15 protein-coding genes are annotated in these 14,660 nt (G+C 63.0%); 6 read left to right on the top strand and 9 right to left on the bottom strand.

Annotated elements, in window-relative coordinates; translation table 11 throughout:
• Positions 1-72: 72 nt before the first annotated feature.
• The gene (locus PGB28_RS07145) at positions 73-1,356 is read right to left on the bottom strand and encodes a Na+/H+ antiporter NhaA (RefSeq protein WP_271420809.1); all 1,284 of its coding nucleotides are present in this window, start codon (positions 1,354-1,356) and stop codon (positions 73-75) included.
• Between the two features lie 255 nt (positions 1,357-1,611).
• Between PGB28_RS07145 and PGB28_RS07140 the strand changes: the two genes are divergently transcribed.
• Both PGB28_RS07140 and PGB28_RS07135 read left to right on the top strand, forming a co-directional pair.
• Positions 1,612-2,196, top strand: a complete 585-nt coding sequence (locus tag PGB28_RS07140) for a uracil-DNA glycosylase family protein (RefSeq protein WP_271420808.1) — start codon at positions 1,612-1,614, stop codon at positions 2,194-2,196.
• Positions 2,193-2,981, top strand: a complete 789-nt coding sequence (locus PGB28_RS07135; protein WP_271420807.1) for an SseB family protein — start codon at positions 2,193-2,195, stop codon at positions 2,979-2,981. The genes PGB28_RS07140 and PGB28_RS07135 overlap by 4 nt, the downstream gene beginning before the upstream one ends.
• Positions 2,982-2,985: 4 nt before the next feature.
• Here the strand turns inward: PGB28_RS07135 and PGB28_RS07130 are convergent, their stop codons facing one another.
• The 7 genes from PGB28_RS07130 to PGB28_RS07100 form a co-directional block, all read right to left on the bottom strand.
• Complete coding sequence (locus tag PGB28_RS07130; protein ID WP_271420806.1) at positions 2,986-4,113, bottom strand: AI-2E family transporter; 1,128 nt, start codon at positions 4,111-4,113, stop codon at positions 2,986-2,988.
• A gap of 184 nt (positions 4,114-4,297) precedes the next feature.
• Positions 4,298-5,227: a 2-hydroxyacid dehydrogenase gene (locus PGB28_RS07125; protein ID WP_271420805.1), complete on the bottom strand. Its 930-nt coding sequence runs from the start codon at positions 5,225-5,227 to the stop codon at positions 4,298-4,300.
• Positions 5,224-6,372, bottom strand: a complete 1,149-nt coding sequence (gene rodA, locus PGB28_RS07120) for a rod shape-determining protein RodA (protein WP_271420804.1) — start codon at positions 6,370-6,372, stop codon at positions 5,224-5,226. Before rodA ends, PGB28_RS07125 begins: the two co-directional genes overlap by 4 nt.
• Positions 6,373-6,382: 10 nt before the next feature.
• On the bottom strand, positions 6,383-8,326 hold the full coding sequence (gene mrdA, locus PGB28_RS07115; RefSeq protein ID WP_271420803.1) for a penicillin-binding protein 2: 1,944 nt from the start codon (positions 8,324-8,326) through the stop codon (positions 6,383-6,385).
• Positions 8,323-8,862 (bottom strand): rod shape-determining protein MreD, encoded by a 540-nt coding sequence (locus tag PGB28_RS07110; protein WP_271420802.1) that lies wholly within the window; start codon positions 8,860-8,862, stop codon positions 8,323-8,325. The genes mrdA and PGB28_RS07110 overlap by 4 nt, the downstream gene beginning before the upstream one ends.
• Positions 8,855-9,766, bottom strand: a complete 912-nt coding sequence (mreC, locus tag PGB28_RS07105) for a rod shape-determining protein MreC (RefSeq protein ID WP_271420801.1) — start codon at positions 9,764-9,766, stop codon at positions 8,855-8,857. Before mreC ends, PGB28_RS07110 begins: the two co-directional genes overlap by 8 nt.
• A 119-nt stretch (positions 9,767-9,885) precedes the next feature.
• On the bottom strand, positions 9,886-10,932 hold the full coding sequence (locus tag PGB28_RS07100; protein ID WP_271420800.1) for a rod shape-determining protein: 1,047 nt from the start codon (positions 10,930-10,932) through the stop codon (positions 9,886-9,888).
• Positions 10,933-11,201: 269 nt separating this feature from the next.
• Between PGB28_RS07100 and PGB28_RS07095 the strand changes: the two genes are divergently transcribed.
• On the top strand, positions 11,202-11,453 hold the full coding sequence (locus tag PGB28_RS07095) for a hypothetical protein (RefSeq protein ID WP_271420799.1): 252 nt from the start codon (positions 11,202-11,204) through the stop codon (positions 11,451-11,453).
• A gap of 210 nt (positions 11,454-11,663) precedes the next feature.
• Positions 11,664-12,464, top strand: coding sequence for a hypothetical protein (locus PGB28_RS07090; protein ID WP_271420798.1), 801 nt, complete (start codon positions 11,664-11,666; stop codon positions 12,462-12,464).
• An 8-nt stretch (positions 12,465-12,472) separates the two neighbouring features.
• Here the strand turns inward: PGB28_RS07090 and PGB28_RS07085 are convergent, their stop codons facing one another.
• Positions 12,473-13,114: an alpha/beta hydrolase family protein gene (locus tag PGB28_RS07085; RefSeq protein ID WP_271420797.1), complete on the bottom strand. Its 642-nt coding sequence runs from the start codon at positions 13,112-13,114 to the stop codon at positions 12,473-12,475.
• A 309-nt stretch (positions 13,115-13,423) separates the two neighbouring features.
• Between PGB28_RS07085 and PGB28_RS07080 the strand changes: the two genes are divergently transcribed.
• Together PGB28_RS07080 and PGB28_RS07075 are read left to right on the top strand one after the other, a co-directional pair.
• Positions 13,424-13,735 carry a hypothetical protein gene (locus tag PGB28_RS07080; RefSeq protein WP_271420796.1) on the top strand — a complete coding sequence of 104 codons (312 nt, stop codon included), beginning with the start codon at positions 13,424-13,426 and terminating at the stop codon, positions 13,733-13,735.
• Between the two features lie 137 nt (positions 13,736-13,872).
• Positions 13,873-14,658 (top strand): inositol monophosphatase family protein, encoded by a 786-nt coding sequence (locus PGB28_RS07075; RefSeq protein WP_271420795.1) that lies wholly within the window; start codon positions 13,873-13,875, stop codon positions 14,656-14,658.
• Positions 14,659-14,660: the final 2 nt, after the last annotated feature.

Below are 14,660 nucleotides of genomic sequence, written 5' to 3'. Positions count from 1 at the left end.
AGATAAAGTGACCCGAACTGATGTTGGATCGCCATCCCGCGGTCTGGCGATCACACGGCTTATGTTGCGCCGCTAAAGGTTTTGTTTTTCCACCCGGAACAGCTTGCCCGCGAGGATCGATACGATGGCCGCACCGAAGGAGAACAGCGCCCCCATCTTGGCCGCATCCTGAACAGGACCCGCATCAAAGGCGACAGTGGCCACAAAGAGCGACACGGTAAAGCCGATGGCCGCGACAAAGCCGATCACAACAAGGTCGATGATGCGCATGCCTTGCGGAATGCCCAGCCTGAGCGGCACGGCAGCAACCCAGCCAAACAGCAGGATGCCAATCGGCTTGCCGATCAACAGCCCCGCCAGCACCAGCCATGTGGCCGTCCCCATGGAGGAGAATTCGACCCCCGCATTGCACAGGCCAAAGAAGAACAGGATGATCTCGACCGGGTGTTTGAGCGCATGTTCGATCATGTTCAAAAGATCGGTCAGGTACTGCTCGGCCTCGGAGAAAATGCCAAATGCACGGTCCGCATGCGGGATTGTCGGCACGATGGGCAGAAGCCCCAGCGCCGGGTGCAGCCCGCTCATCATGAAGCCGTACCAGCTTGCACAGGCGGCCAGAAGATAGGGCCAGAAGGACAGCGTCTTGCGCACCCAGGTCGAGGTGGGGCGATCCTGATTGCCCCGATCCAGCTTGCGCGGAAGCCAGTTGGCCAGCACAAACACGCCGACCGCGGCCCCCAGCGACAGAAGCAGCCAGATCGGCGCAAGCTCGCCCGAGGGGTAGAACACCGCCAGAATGATCAGCCCGGCCGCGTCATCCGCGATGGCCAGAAGCAACAGGAAGCGCACCGCCGGGTGGCCCGCACCAAAGACCAGACGGCCCACCAGATAGCTGAAGGCGATGTCGGTCGCGGTGGGGATAGCCCAGCCATTGGCCACGGCGTTATAGGTTTCCGATCCCATCACCGCTGCCAGACCCAGATAGACCGCGATGGGTCCGAACATGCCGCCCGCCGTGGCAAAAAGCGGCGTGGCCGCGCGTTTGCCCCTGAGCGAGCCGTTCTTGAGGATCACGGCCTCCCAGACCTCTTTCGCGGCGATGGCAAAGAAGAAGGCCATGAGCACGTCATTGACCAGATAATGCAGCGTCAGCGTGCGATGCCCGTCATGCAGATGGCCGATGGGGGCGTGGTCCCAGATCTTGAATTCGACAAAATGGTGATAGCTGTCGGCCCAGTAATGCGGGTTCCCCGCCACCGGCGCGATCACATCCAGATTGGCCCAGACCAGCGCAATGAGCGCGCCGAATATCAGAAGCAGCGAATAGTTGGTCAGGAAATTCCAGACGCGATACATATGTCCCCCCTCAGGGCATCACGGCCCTTTTGTTGCCCCATGCGTAGCAAACGCTTTGCGCACCGGCAACGGCGGGAAATTGGGTAGGTGCGTCAGAGCGGGATCTTGCAGGGTGTGTCCGACGCGCGTGTTGGCCCCGTCCATCGGGCCCGCCTGACCTCATGCGGCCGGCTTTGGGTGCCCCGCGCGCCGTTATTGCGTCACCGCTCGCGGGGTGCTTGCGATTGTTATGCGTCCCGGGTCATCATCGTGAAGATGGAGGCACTTCTTTCAGACATATCAAACTGTTCGCTTTGTTCCGAGCGGTTTTCGAACACGGCGACGTCCCATGCGCCACGCCCGGTTTTCCAATACGCGGCGGGTGCGCGCATCCTGATTGCCGGGCAGGCGCCGGGCGCGCGGGTGCATGAAAGCGGGCGGCCCTTTACCGATCCATCCGGCGACAGATTGCGCGATTGGATGGGTGTCGGGCAAAGCACCTTCTACGATGCCGGTAAAATCGCCATCTTTCCCATGGCGTTTTGTTTTCCCGGTTACAATGCCAAGGGCGCGGACCTGCCTCCGCCGCCGATCTGCGCGCGGACATGGCGGGCGCGGGTGATGGAGGCGCTGGGCGATGTGCCGTTGACCCTGTTGGTGGGGGGCTATGCGCAGAAATGGCATCTGAAGACCCGGGCCTCGGTGACGGACACCGTGGCGGGCTGGCGCGACACTGCCCCGCAGGTCTTTCCCTTGCCTCATCCGTCCTGGCGCAATACCGCGTGGTTGAAGAAAAATCCGTGGTTCGAGGCCGAGCTTTTGCCGGTCCTGCGCGCCCGGGTGCAGGAGGTGCTGAAATGACCGAAATGACCCCGCTGGATCGTGCCCATGAAGCGATGGAGGCCGCGCCCGCCGATGACGCGGCGCGGCTGCGCTTTTATGAACGGCTGGCCGATAGCGAGATGTTCCTGCTGCTCACCGGCGACCCCGAGGGCGATCAGATCGAGCCGGAGCTGTTCGACGTGGCCGATGCGCGTTTTGTGCTGCTCTTTGACCGCGAAGAGCGGTTGGCGCAGTTCACCGGGCGCATTTCGCCTTATGCGGCGCTGTCCGGGCGCGCCATTGCGGGGATGTTGGCGGGGCAGGGGATCGGGCTGGCGGTGAACCCCGAGGTCGCCCCGTCCTCAATCCTGATCCCTCCGCAAGCGGTGGATTGGCTGGCCGCGACGCTGTCGCAAGGCCCGGCCGAGGCCGAGGCGCGGCCTTCTGAATTGCACCCTCCCGCGGGCCTGCCCGAGAAGCTGCTGACCGCTTTGGACACCAAGCTGGCCACGGCCACTGGGCTGGCGCGGATGGCATGGCTGGCGGGCGTCACCTATGACGATGGCTCGCGCGGGCATCTGTTGGGTTTTGTCGATGTCCTGCCCGGGGCGGAACCGGCACTGGCAGGCGCGGTGAACGAGGCGCTGACATTCTCGGGCATCGAGGCTGGTGCGCTGGATGTGGCGTTCTTCAAGCCCAGCGATCCGCTGGCGGCCGCATTGGCGCGGCACGGGCTGCGGTTCGATCTGCCTGACCCGGTGCAGCCACAGGAGGTGCGCCCGGCACCGGGCAGCGATCCGGACAAACCGCCGAAGCTGCGTTAGGGGATCAGGCGGCGTCGTCCGAGGCGTTGGTTGCGCGGCGTGACGACACGCGCCCATTGTCGAGATCCATATCGGGCAGGCCCTCGCGCGACAACAGAACCGCCACCGGGCGCAGGCCGGGGATATGCGAGCACACGATCATCACCGACACCATGATCGGCACCGCAAGGAACATGCCGATGATGCCCCAGACCGCCGCCCAGAAGGCCAGCGAGGCGATGATCCCGAAGGATGAAAGACGCAGCGTCTTGCCCAGCAGGAGCGGGTCCAGCACCTGTCCGATGACAAACTGACAGAGCCCGACAAACCCAAGCACGCCGACCCCGGTCACGGTGTCCCCGGTCTGCACATAGGCCACCAGCGCCACAACGAATGTGGCGACGATGGAGCCGATATTGGGGATGAAGTTCAGAACAAAGGTCAGCACACCCAATGCAAAGGCCAGATCGAGGCCGAGAAATTCGATGATGAAATAGACCAGCCCGCCTGTCACGAAACTGATCACGGCCTTGACCACGAGGTAGCGGTTCACCCGGTGGATGATGGAGGAGATGATCAGCTCGACCCGGCTGGCGCTTTCCTCGTCGCCCATGAGCGAGGTGAGCTTGGTCGTGAACCAGAGCCGTTCAAGGAACATAAAGCCTACGAAGAGCGTCACCAGTACCGCGCCCGAGGCCACATTGCCCGCTTGCCCGGCAAGCGTGGTCAGGTAGGGGCCAACCTCGACCCCCTGCAGCCAGTTGAGCACGGCACGTTCCACATCCTCGCCCATCCAGCCGACAAGTTCGGCCACGGCGATCTGGGCGGCCTCGGTGTATTGCAGCACGGTCACCACGACGGTGTTGGCCTGTGACAGGATGATCAGCGAGATCGAAATCAGCACCGCCGCGATCAGCATCACCGCCAGAAAAGACGCCACACCCACGGTCAGTTTGGCATTGCCGATGCGCAGCCGCTGGAAATAGCTGATGGCATCCGAGGTCAGCGAAAACAGCATGATCGCGATGGCCAGCGAGATCAGCAGAAACTTGGCCTGTACCAACAGGAACAGGATCACGGCAAAGGCGATGATGCCAAGGAACCAGACCTGAAGCCTGCGCGGATCGGCGGCGGGCGGAGGGGAGACTGGCATGGGCGAGGGCTTGTCTGGCATGAATATCCGCTTTGGAAACAGAGTGGGGCGATTTTGTGGGCTTTCCCAGTAACCTAAGACGCCGGGTCCGGATCGGCAAGCGCCCGGGCGTCGCAGTTGCACGGGCATGGAACCGAAATCTTCAAAAGATTTCGGTCCGATTTCTTTCGAAGAAATCGCTGCCTCAATATCCGGCGTTGCGATCCACCACATGCTGGAACGGCTCTCCCGCCTCGCCACGGCGGATATTCCCGGCGATTACCTCTGCCGCCATGACGGCGCGCGTCTCGGAGGCCACATGCGGCGTCACGGTCACTTTGGGATGGGACCAGTAGGGGTGATCCTGTGGCAGCGGTTCGGTTCGGAATACGTCCAGCGTGGCATGGGCCACCTGTCCGCTGTCCAGCGCGGCCAGCAGCGCGTCATCGTCGATTAGCGGTCCGCGACCCGGATTGATCACAAAAGCACCAGGTGCCATGAGCGCCAGCGTCCCGGCATTCAACACGTTTTCCGTGTCCGGCGTATCGGGCAGCAGCAGCACCACGATCTGCGCCCCGGTCAGCGCCTCGCTCAGCCCCTCGGGTCCAGACAGGCAGCGGATGCCGGGCAGATCCTTGGGGGTGCGGCTCCATCCCGTGACAGGGAAGCCCAGCGCAACAAGTGCCTTGCCCACCGCCGCGCCCAGTGCCCCCATCCCCAGAATGGTCACCGGGCGCTCCATGGCCAGCGGCGGCGCAACCGGTTCCCATGTGTGATCCGGGTTCACGATATGGGCATCCATCCCAAGGTGGTGGCGCAGCACATGGCCCGTCACCCATTCCACCATGCCCTCGGTCAGCCCGCCGCCCACCATGCGCGCCAGCGGTTGGGTCAGGGTACTGTTGCCCACGATCGCCTCGACCCCGGCCCAGATATTCAGCACCGCCTTGCAACGGGTGTAGGGGGTGAAGTCCTGAAGTTCGGAGTTTGGGGCATAGACGATGTAATCCACGTCTTCTGGCGCAATATCCTGTGCCAGATGATAGGGCAGGCCAAGCGCATCCAGCGCATCGCGTAGCGGCTGTTCGTATTCCGCCCAGCGTTCGGAGCGCGCGGCAAACAGGATATTGATCATGCGGCTCCCCTTGGCCTGTGCACATGGGCCGATTGCACCAGCCCGAAGCCCAGCATCAGGATCAGCATCGCCGAGCCGCCATAGCTCACCAGCGGCAGCGGCACGCCCACCACGGGGGCCAGCCCCATCACCATGGACATGTTGACGGCAAAGAACAGGAAGAAGGTCGTCGCGATGCCCAGCGTCATGAGCGAGGCAAAGCGATCCCTGTTCTGCAGCGCCGACGAGATGCAGAAGAAGATGATCAGCGCGTAGAGCCCAAGGAGTGAGAAGGCCCCGACAAAGCCGAATTCCTCGGCCAGCGTGGTGAAGATGAAATCGGTATGTTTCTCGGGCAGGAAGTTGAGCCGCGATTGCGTGCCCTGCATGAAACCGCGTCCGGTCCAGCCACCAGACCCCAGCGCGATCTTGGACTGGGTGATGTGATAGCCCGCGCCCAAGGGGTCGCTCGATGGATCAAGGAAGGTGTCGATGCGCCGGAACTGGTAATCCTTGAGCAATTGCCAGTCGGTGCCGCGGCTCTGGAATACCGCCGTGATCAGCGCGCCAAGCGCCGCCAGTACCACGGCGAAATAGCCCCAATGCACCCCGGCCATGAACATCAGCAATCCCCCCGCCGTGAGCAGCAGGATCGCGGTGCCAAGGTCCGGCTGGTTCAGCACCAATGCGGTGGGAAAGAGGATGATCAGCACCGGGATCACCACCCAGAGCGGGCGCGAGGTTTTCTTGACCGGAAGCCAGTCGTAATAGGCCGCGAGGATCATCACGAGGCCGATTTTCATCAGCTCCGAGGGCTGCAGCCTGAGTGGCCCCAGTTCGATCCAGCGTTGAGCGCCCATGCCGACCGCGCCAAAGAATTCCACAGCGATCAGAAGCGCGATGGACACCGCATAGGCCACAACCGCAAGGTTTCGCCAGAACCAGATCGGCACCATGGCGACAAACAGCATGATGACGAAACCGGCGGCAAAGCGTTTCATCTGGGGTTCTGCCCAGGGTGAGAAAGATCCGCCCGCGACAGAGTAGAGCATCAGGAACCCGACGCTCGCCACGGCGCCCAGCAGCAGCGCCAGCGGCCAGTTGAGAAACAGGATCTTGCGCGGCCCCGAGGGCACATGTTTGACGTTATACTCAAGATAGGACATCGCGCACCCCTCAGGCCTGATCGCTGCTGGGTGCGCCGCGCAGGGGGCGTTCGCGGGCCAGCCGTTCCTGCTGCGCCTTGATGCGCGAGCGGTCCTTGCTAGGATAGGCGTCGAGCGGAGGGTCTTCTCCGTAAAGCGCCTGCAGCGTGACGTCCCGGCCAATCGGGGCCGCCGCGGTTGAGCCGCCGCCGCCATGTTCCACCACTGTGGCCACCGCGATGCGCGGGTTGTCATAGGGCGCGAAGTTGACAAACAGCGCGTGGTCGCGCCGTTCCCAGGGCAGGTCCTGGTTGCGGGTCACGCCGCGCGCGCGTTCGGCAGCGGTGATGTTGCGCACCTGTGACGTGCCGGTTTTGCCCGCGAGCCGCATCTCGTCAGCGATGATCCGGCTGCCATAGGCCGTGCCACGGCGGTTGTTGCTGACCGCGTACATGGCGCGGCGCACCTGGCGCAGGTGGTTTTCATTCAGCCCGAGGCTCTCGCCGGGCGTGCCCGGCTGTTCGATGCCGTCGATGGTCTTGATCAGGCGCGGGGCGATGGAGCGGCCCGTCGCGATGCGTGCGGTCATCACCGCCAGTTGCAGTGGCGAGGTGAGCACAAAACCCTGCCCGATCGAGGCGTTCACGCTGTCGCCGATCACCCAATCCGCGCCCCGGTTCACCTGTTTCCACTGTTTGTCCGGGACCAGCCCGCTGGTCACGGCGGACATCGGCACGTCATGGGCCTGCCCCAGACCCAGTCGCCGGGCCATTTCGGCGATGCGTTCGATGCCCACCTTGAGCGCGAGGTCGTAGTAATAGACATCGCAGCTTTCGCGCAGGGATTGTTCAAGGTTCATATGGCCGTGGCCCGCGCGTTTCCAGCAGTGGAACTTGCGCCCTGACACTTCCAGATGGCCGGGGCACCAGACGGTTTCATCGGGTGCGACCAGCCCCGCATCCATCGCGGCCAGAACGGTGACCATCTTGAAGGTGGAGCCGGGGGGATAGGCGTCCTGCACCGTCTTGGAGGCCAGCGGACGATGATCATTGTCGCGCAACAGGCCATAGTCGGCCACCGAGATGCCGCGCACGAATTTGTTCGGGTCATAGGAGGGCGAGGAGGCCGCGGTCAGCAGATCGCCGCTTTGAAGGTCCATCACCACGACGCTGGCGCTTTCCTCGCCCAGTCGCGCCTGCACATAGTTCTGCAGGTCGCTGTCGATGGTGAGCTGTACCGTGGCACCGCCGGTGCCTTCGCGACGGCTCAGTTCCCGCATGACGCGCCCCACGGCGTTGACCTCGACCCGCTTGGCCCCGGCAGAGCCGCGCAATTGTTCCTCAAGCCGCGATTCAACGCCGACCTTGCCGATCTGGAACCGCGGGATGCGCAACAGCGGCGGCGGGTCTTCATAGCGGCTCAGGTCGCGGTCCGAGACGGGACCGACATAGCCCACCACATGGGCGAAATCGCGGCCCATCGGATAGTGGCGCGACAGCCCGACCTCGGGCGTGACACCGGGCAGGGCAGGGCCGTTGACGGCAACGCGGGAAATATCCTCCCACGTGACGCGGTCGGCCACGGTGATGGGCAGGAACGGGGCCGAGCGTTTCATCTCGGTCATCGCGCGTTCGAGTTCCTCGGGGTCCAACTCGACCAATTTCCCCAGCCGCGCGACCACCGCCTCCACATCGCCCGCATCCTCGCGCACGATGGTGATGCGATAGGCCGGTTCGTTTTCGGCAATGGCCACACCGTTGCGGTCAAAGATTTCGCCGCGCGCGGGCGGGATCAGGCGAATGTTGACCCGGTTCTCTTCGGCGAGAAAGCGGAACTCGTCGGCCTGATCGACCTGTAGCTGGCGCATGCGGAACCCCAGCAGCCCGACAAACCCGGCCTGCAACCCGCCCACGATCAGACCGCGGCGCGAAATCTTGCGGTGCGAGGCCGCGGTATCCTTGGCCGGGCGTCTCATGCGCGCCCCCGTCCCGAGGCCAGTTCGGCCTGGGTCTGTGTGCGCACACCAAAGACCAGTTGCGACACGGCAACTACCACCGGGTAGGCTGTGATGGTCAGCATGGCCTGCACCAAAGACAATCCCAGCGACGGGCGCGGCAGCACCAGGAGCGTCAGCGCCACGCGATAGGCTATGGTGATCACCGCGATGCTCAACGCAACGGTCAGAAGCTCTGTTACAAATCCGGCATCGCGCAGGCCGGGGCCGCGTCGGCGCATCGCCTCAGAGGCGATGACGGCCATGGCCGCAAACAATCCCGGCGGACGCTGGAACATCAGGTCGGCCAGCAGCATCAGCAGCCCGATGCTGATGACCGGGGCAAAGTCCGGCCGACGCAGCGACCACGCGAGACAGAGCGCCAGGAGGATGTCAGGCGTGGGCCAGCGGCCCGGACCGGTCTGGAGCGGCAGCAGGTAGACGAAGATGGTCGCGAGGCCCAACATCAGGAAGGTCGCGCGCATGGTCCAAAGACGGAATGTATTGCGTTCAACCATCCGCCTGTTCCCCGGCTGTAGTCTCTTCTTCGGGTGTTTCTGCGGCGTTCGGGCCAACGACTTCGCCGGCGCCGGTCACCGCGGGCGTGCCATGGGCGCGCAGCACACGCAGGAATTCCAGCCGCTCGATATCCGCCGACAAGCGCACGCGCAGCCGGCCTCCGGGGTCCTTGGCCACCTGACCGATCACAAGGCCCGGCGGCAGCACACCGCCATCGCCCGAGGTCACGACCCGGTCGCCGGGGCGGATGAGATCGGGGTTTTCCAGAAAATCAATCGGCGGGACCATGGAATTGTCCCCCACCACCAGCGCGCGCTGCCCCGAGGGCTGGATCAGGGCGGGCACGCGGCTTGAGGTGTCCGTGACCATCACGACACGCGCCGTCCGCTGGCCCACGCCCGAGATGCGCCCGACAAAGCCCAGCCCGTCCATCGCGGCCCAGCCATCCTGAATCCCGTCCCGCGCGCCAACATTGAGCAGCAGCGACTGGCGGAAGGGTGAGCCACTATCGGCCAGGACCACACCGGTCACATAGGTCAGTTCCGGGTCCAGCCGCACATTGTTCAAATCCAGCAGTCGGGCATTTTCCTGTTCCAGCTGCAGCGCGGCCTCTTTCCAGCTTTTCATCTGCTGCAATTCGCGGCGCAATTCCTGGTTCTGTTCGTAGAGCGACTGATAGGACTGGAAGTCCCGGATCAGGTTCACGGTGGCCGTCACCGGGGCCATGGCCCAGGAAAAGCTTGGCATGACCCGGTCGACCACCTGCACCCGGAACCGTTCGACCCGGGGGCTGTCGATCCGCCACAAGAGGAACAGACCGATCAGCACCAGCACCACCACCGCCGTCAGAAGGCGGCGCAGCGGTGTTGCGTATTCGTCCTGTTGTGTGCGGTCTCTGGCCATTTATGCTCCAAACCCGGTGCATCGCGTATATCACGCGCATCAATGGTCAATCCAGCGCCGGGGCAATCACATCTTTGCTTGGGCCGGGCGTAGGGTGGGCAATTTGCCCACCGCATGTCTCAACTGTCGTAATCAATCGCGTGGCGCAGCTGTTTTTCGTATTCCAGCGCCTTGCCGGTACCGAGCGCCACGCAGTTCAGCGACTCGTCTGCAATCGACACGGCGAGCCCGGTCTGTTCGCGCAGCGCGAGGTCCAGATCACCCAGGAGCGCACCGCCACCGGTGAGCATGACGCCCCGGTCGACGATGTCGGCGGCCAGATCCGGTGGGGTGGTTTCCAGAGCGGTCATCACCGCTTCGCAGATCGCCTGTACCGGTTCGGCAAGCGCTTCGGCCACCTGGGCCTGGGAAATCTCGGTTTCCTTGGGTACGCCATTGAGCAGGTCGCGACCGCGGATTTGCATCGAGGCGCCGCGCCCGTCATCGGGCATGCGCGCGGTGCCGATGGAGGTCTTGATGCGTTCGGCGGTGCTTTCACCCACGAGCAGGTTCTGCTGCCGGCGCAGGTAGTTCACGATGGCCTCGTCCATCCGGTCGCCACCGACGCGGACCGAGCGCGCATAGACAATGTCACCCAGCGACAGGACCGCCACTTCGGTGGTGCCGCCGCCGATATCCACGACCATGTTGCCGGTGGGATCGGTGATCGGCATACCCGCACCGATGGCGGCGGCAATAGGTTCGGCGATCAGCCCGGCCTTGCGCGCACCGGCAGACAGCACCGATTGGCGAATGGCGCGTTTTTCCACCGGGGTTGCGCCATGGGGGACGCAGACGATGATCTTGGGTTTGGAGAATGTGGACCGTTTATGCACCTTGCGGATGAAGTGCTTGATCATCTCCTCGGCGGTGTCGAAATCGGCAATCACGCCTTCTCGCATCGGGCGGATCGCCTCGATGCTGCCCGGGGTCCGGCCCAGCATCAGCTTTGCGTCCTCGCCCACGGCGAGCACCTTTTTGACGCCGTCCTTGACGTGATAGGCGACAACGGACGGCTCGGCCAGAACCACGCCCTTGCCCTTCACATAGACCAGCGTGTTCGCGGTGCCGAGGTCGATGGCCATATCGGCCGAAAACATGCCTGTCAGGTCTGACAATCCGAACATATCGGGGGTATCCTTGCCGTCTGGTGCATCACATCCATGGGGGCCGCGACTCTGCACCTGAGGCGGCCAAGCCTTCTTATACGGATGCGCAAAGATATGTGAAAGGGGCACCGAAAGAGAAATCAGCACCTTTTCGCCAATGGTACATTTTTGGGCATTTTGGCGAGGTGTGCATCGCCCATAGTTTCACATATCGAACAATTTGTGGATATCGGCGGCTCCAAGGCCCGGTCGGGCATTCATGGCCGTTCAATCGGACGCCCGGTCTTGTGGTCCTGATATCGGCAAAATCTCAGTTTGGGGCGGCGGACTATTTCGGGTCTGTCGAGGACCGCGATTACAATTCGATCGAGATGCAGCGTCTTGAGGCGAAGCGCGCGGCAGAGGCTGAAAGCGCTTGGGGCCGTTTCCTGGCGTTTTTGGGCTTTGATGCGCCAGAGGAAGAGCCTTCACGCGGCGTGGTCGTCAACCGTGGCAACGCGACCCGCTCATGTTCGGGTCTGGCGCGTGAGTGTCGTTGACGGATGGCACCGACATTCTGAGGCCAGGCAGCGCAGTCGATTTGCCAGCGGTCGGGCCCCCGTCCATGCACATGCACCGGGCGGGGATTTGTGTCTGTGTACGCGGGGTACGGTTGACGCTATCCTGCGTCGGGATGTTTCCCCGCAACCACCCGATTTCGGCCCTGATTTCAGGACATGACTACCGGCAAGATTGTACGGGAGTCGGGCATGTTCATCTTGAGGTTCATTTTTGGAAAAATCGCTTTTCTCTTCCTTCTGGCGGGCTTGGCTCTGACCGGCTTTGCTGTGGATTACACGCTGCAGATGATGGCATCGGGGAAAAAGGACTTTGGCACCGCGCATTATGTGCGCAGCTTGCAGGACCGGTTGCAGGACAAGGGCGGGTGGCTGTCCATCGCGTTCCGGAAATCGAGCCGGATCGCGGGGCTCATGCCTGCCGCGCCGGACGGGTGGCAGGGCGAGCTGGGCAATGACGGCGCGGATTGGTTCCTCTACAGCGATGCGCAAAATGCCGTACTCGACCGCATCTTCTATCAAATCGTTGATACAGACCTGCTGGAGACCCTGTCCAATGCCGAAATCGTGCTGATGGAGGGCTACATCGCAGACACCACCGCAACCTATATGATGGGCGAAAACATGGTGGTTCTGACGGTGTATGAACCGACGAAACCCGTGAACAACCCCACACTGCGGGGGATGTTCGATGATTGGGAGCGTGCCTGGGACGATCTGGACACAGAGCACCCGTTCGCGCAGTTCCAGGACATTGCATGGCAAGAGGTCAAAGGCCCGGTCGATGCGGCGGATAACGGGGCGCGGCCGCACAAGCTTCGGTTCTTCGAGGCCAGGATTGACCATGTGGAGCTTGAACTGAGCACGCGCGCATCGCCGGAGGCACTGACACAGTTCCTGGCCGAGATTGATTGGAGAGGTTTGCGCCATCTTGCCGCCGACGGCGCAAGCGAGTTGCAAGAGCAGGTGGCCGGTTCCGTGGTGACTCAGTAGCGCTGGGGTCAGCGTGGCCAGCTTTGCGGCACCCGGTCCTTGATCCGTTTGAGTTTGAGAAGCTCGCGGTAATTGGTGATCCGGTGGTCTTCATCCCCGTCCAGTTCATCGGGCTGCATCCAATAGCGGCTGCCCACGGTGCGGAACCCGAGAAACTTGGGCGGCACGTGGCAGACCGTGTCATCGACGCGGCAGATATTGACCACCCAGCCCTCGCCATGCAGGCGGGCACTGCTGCGGCAGGTCTGCGGCGAGGCAAAGGCGATGGTGGGCACCTTGAGCGAGGTGCCGACGATCTGGGCCGAGGCCGCGCCAAGGCTGTGACCCACGATGAATTTCGGGCGCAGCCCCTTGGCAAAGGTATAGACGATCTGGGCGTGTTCCAGAAAACCGGCATGCCAGAGCGCGCCGCTGTCGCCCGGAACCACTTCGAAACCATGGCTTTCGGGGGCGTTGGCGTTGTTGACGTTGAGATTGAAATCAAACCAGTCCGAGAACTCGTTTGTGCCGGGAATAACCAGAATACCGGAGTTGAGGAACTGCGCCTGCACGCCCTGAATGTCGATCTCGGTATGGATATCCGCCTTGTTGGTCCCGGCATAGGAGGCTTCGATCAGGTCGGTCGCGTCCAGCAAGCTGAGTTTGGTCATCACGGGGGTCCTTTCAAATCGGTTGGCTCATAAAGGTCTGAAAGCATGTGCGGAGTGGGTCGCCAAAACGTCGGCAGCAGGAGAAAATGCGTCCTGCCTTGCCCTGTGCCGGGCCTGCCTGTGGTTGAGTAAACCATGCCAAATCCCGCCTGTCGAGCAGAGCGATGTACCGGGCAGATCGGCCATTTGCCCCGGAATACATGCCGGACACCAAGAATTTCTGCACAGTTTCATTGACTTGGCCCGTGAACCGCGTAGCGTTGGCCTATCAGTATTGACGAGTCACAATTCGAAACCACGGGGGATAGAATGGGTATCAAGGCGGTAACACTGGCGGCGGGCATGCTGGCCGCAAGCGCGACGGCCGCTCTGGCCTGGGGTGAAATGTATATGGGTGACGGGACCAATGATCCCAATTCGGGTCAGATGTTCCCCTATCAGGCCAGCGCGAATTATTGCCCCTCGGGGCTTCAGCCCATCGTGATGAATGGCGTGATCTGCTGCGGAACACCGACCACGACCGAGCATTATTACAACGCGCCGGTGCGCACGAAAAAGCGTAGCCATCACCGCACCCGTGCCTATGCGCCCGCCGGTGTGAAAGGCGTCGTTTACAAGTAGCACGCCGCACGGCCCTCGGGGTCGGCATTCAGTCCAAGCCAGGACGGGCCTTGGCAAGTCTGATCAGGCGGCGTATACGCGCGGCCTGATTACCCATATCCCGCACGATGCCGGGACCACGATCCACGGAGCCGGACATGCAGGGCAGCGCAAATCTCAACATCATGTTCAAGGCGGCGCGCAAGGCGGGCCGCTCGCTGGTCAAGGATTTCGGCGAGGTCGAGAACCTACAGGTGTCCTCCAAGGGCGCGTCGGATTTCGTCACCCGCGCGGATATTGCCGCCGAACAGATCATTCGCGAGATGCTGATGGAAGCGCGCCCGACCTATGGCTGGCTGGGCGAGGAAAGCGGCGAAGAGCCGGGGGCGGACCCAACCCGCCGCTGGATCGTCGATCCGCTGGACGGCACGACGAATTTCCTGCACGGGTTGCCGCATTGGGCGGTGTCCATCGCGCTTGAGCACAAGGGCAAGATCGTGTCCGCCGTGATCTATGATCCAGCCAAGGACGAGATGTTTTTCTCGGAGAAGGGCAGCGGTGCCTGGATGAATGACCGCCGTATCCGCGTGTCGGATCGTCGCCGCATGTCCGAGGCGGTGTTTGCCACGGGCATACCTTTTGCCGGGAAGGGCGATCTGCCCGCGACCATCCATGATTTGAGCCGTCTGATGCCCGCTGTTGCCGGCGTTCGGCACTGGGGCGGTGCGTCGCTCAACCTTGCTTACGTGGCGGCGGGCCGCTTTGACGGGTTCTGGGAACGCGGGCTGGACATCTGGGACACCGCCGCCGGGTCTCTCATCGCGCGCGAGGCGGGGGCTTTTCTCGAAGGCATCGACCCCGAGGCGGACCCGCTGGAGTCCGGCAGCCTGATTTGCGGTAACGAAGGGCTGTTCGACGCCTTTGCCAAGGTGATCCGCGGCTGAGC

It is taken from the genome of Primorskyibacter aestuariivivens, assembly GCF_028023675.1.
Taxonomy (GTDB): Bacteria; Pseudomonadota; Alphaproteobacteria; order Rhodobacterales; family Rhodobacteraceae; genus Marinovum; species Marinovum aestuariivivens.
The sequence above is the reverse complement of the archived record's forward strand: the minus strand, read 5'-3'. Positions and strand labels throughout refer to the sequence as shown.

What these genes read in the sequence shown, in the direction of transcription:
- PGB28_RS07125 (WP_271420805.1), bottom strand. Translation starts at nt 5,227, where the DNA reads ATGATCAATATCCTGTTTGCCGCGCGCTCCGAACGCTGGGCGGAATAC.
- rodA (WP_271420804.1), bottom strand. Translation starts at nt 6,372, where the DNA reads ATGTCCTATCTTGAGTATAACGTCAAACATGTGCCCTCGGGGCCGCGC.
- PGB28_RS07080 (WP_271420796.1), top strand. Translation starts at nt 13,424, where the DNA reads ATGGGTATCAAGGCGGTAACACTGGCGGCGGGCATGCTGGCCGCAAGC.
- PGB28_RS07100 (WP_271420800.1), bottom strand. Translation starts at nt 10,932, where the DNA reads ATGTTCGGATTGTCAGACCTGACAGGCATGTTTTCGGCCGATATGGCC.
- PGB28_RS07110 (WP_271420802.1), bottom strand. Translation starts at nt 8,862, where the DNA reads ATGGTTGAACGCAATACATTCCGTCTTTGGACCATGCGCGCGACCTTC.
- mreC (WP_271420801.1), bottom strand. Translation starts at nt 9,766, where the DNA reads ATGGCCAGAGACCGCACACAACAGGACGAATACGCAACACCGCTGCGC.
- PGB28_RS07145 (WP_271420809.1), bottom strand. Translation starts at nt 1,356, where the DNA reads ATGTATCGCGTCTGGAATTTCCTGACCAACTATTCGCTGCTTCTGATA.
- PGB28_RS07085 (WP_271420797.1), bottom strand. Translation starts at nt 13,114, where the DNA reads ATGACCAAACTCAGCTTGCTGGACGCGACCGACCTGATCGAAGCCTCC.
- PGB28_RS07075 (WP_271420795.1), top strand. Translation starts at nt 13,873, where the DNA reads ATGCAGGGCAGCGCAAATCTCAACATCATGTTCAAGGCGGCGCGCAAG.
- PGB28_RS07140 (WP_271420808.1), top strand. Translation starts at nt 1,612, where the DNA reads ATGGAGGCACTTCTTTCAGACATATCAAACTGTTCGCTTTGTTCCGAG.
- mrdA (WP_271420803.1), bottom strand. Translation starts at nt 8,326, where the DNA reads ATGAGACGCCCGGCCAAGGATACCGCGGCCTCGCACCGCAAGATTTCG.
- PGB28_RS07130 (WP_271420806.1), bottom strand. Translation starts at nt 4,113, where the DNA reads ATGCCAGTCTCCCCTCCGCCCGCCGCCGATCCGCGCAGGCTTCAGGTC.
- PGB28_RS07090 (WP_271420798.1), top strand. Translation starts at nt 11,664, where the DNA reads ATGTTCATCTTGAGGTTCATTTTTGGAAAAATCGCTTTTCTCTTCCTT.
- PGB28_RS07135 (WP_271420807.1), top strand. Translation starts at nt 2,193, where the DNA reads ATGACCGAAATGACCCCGCTGGATCGTGCCCATGAAGCGATGGAGGCC.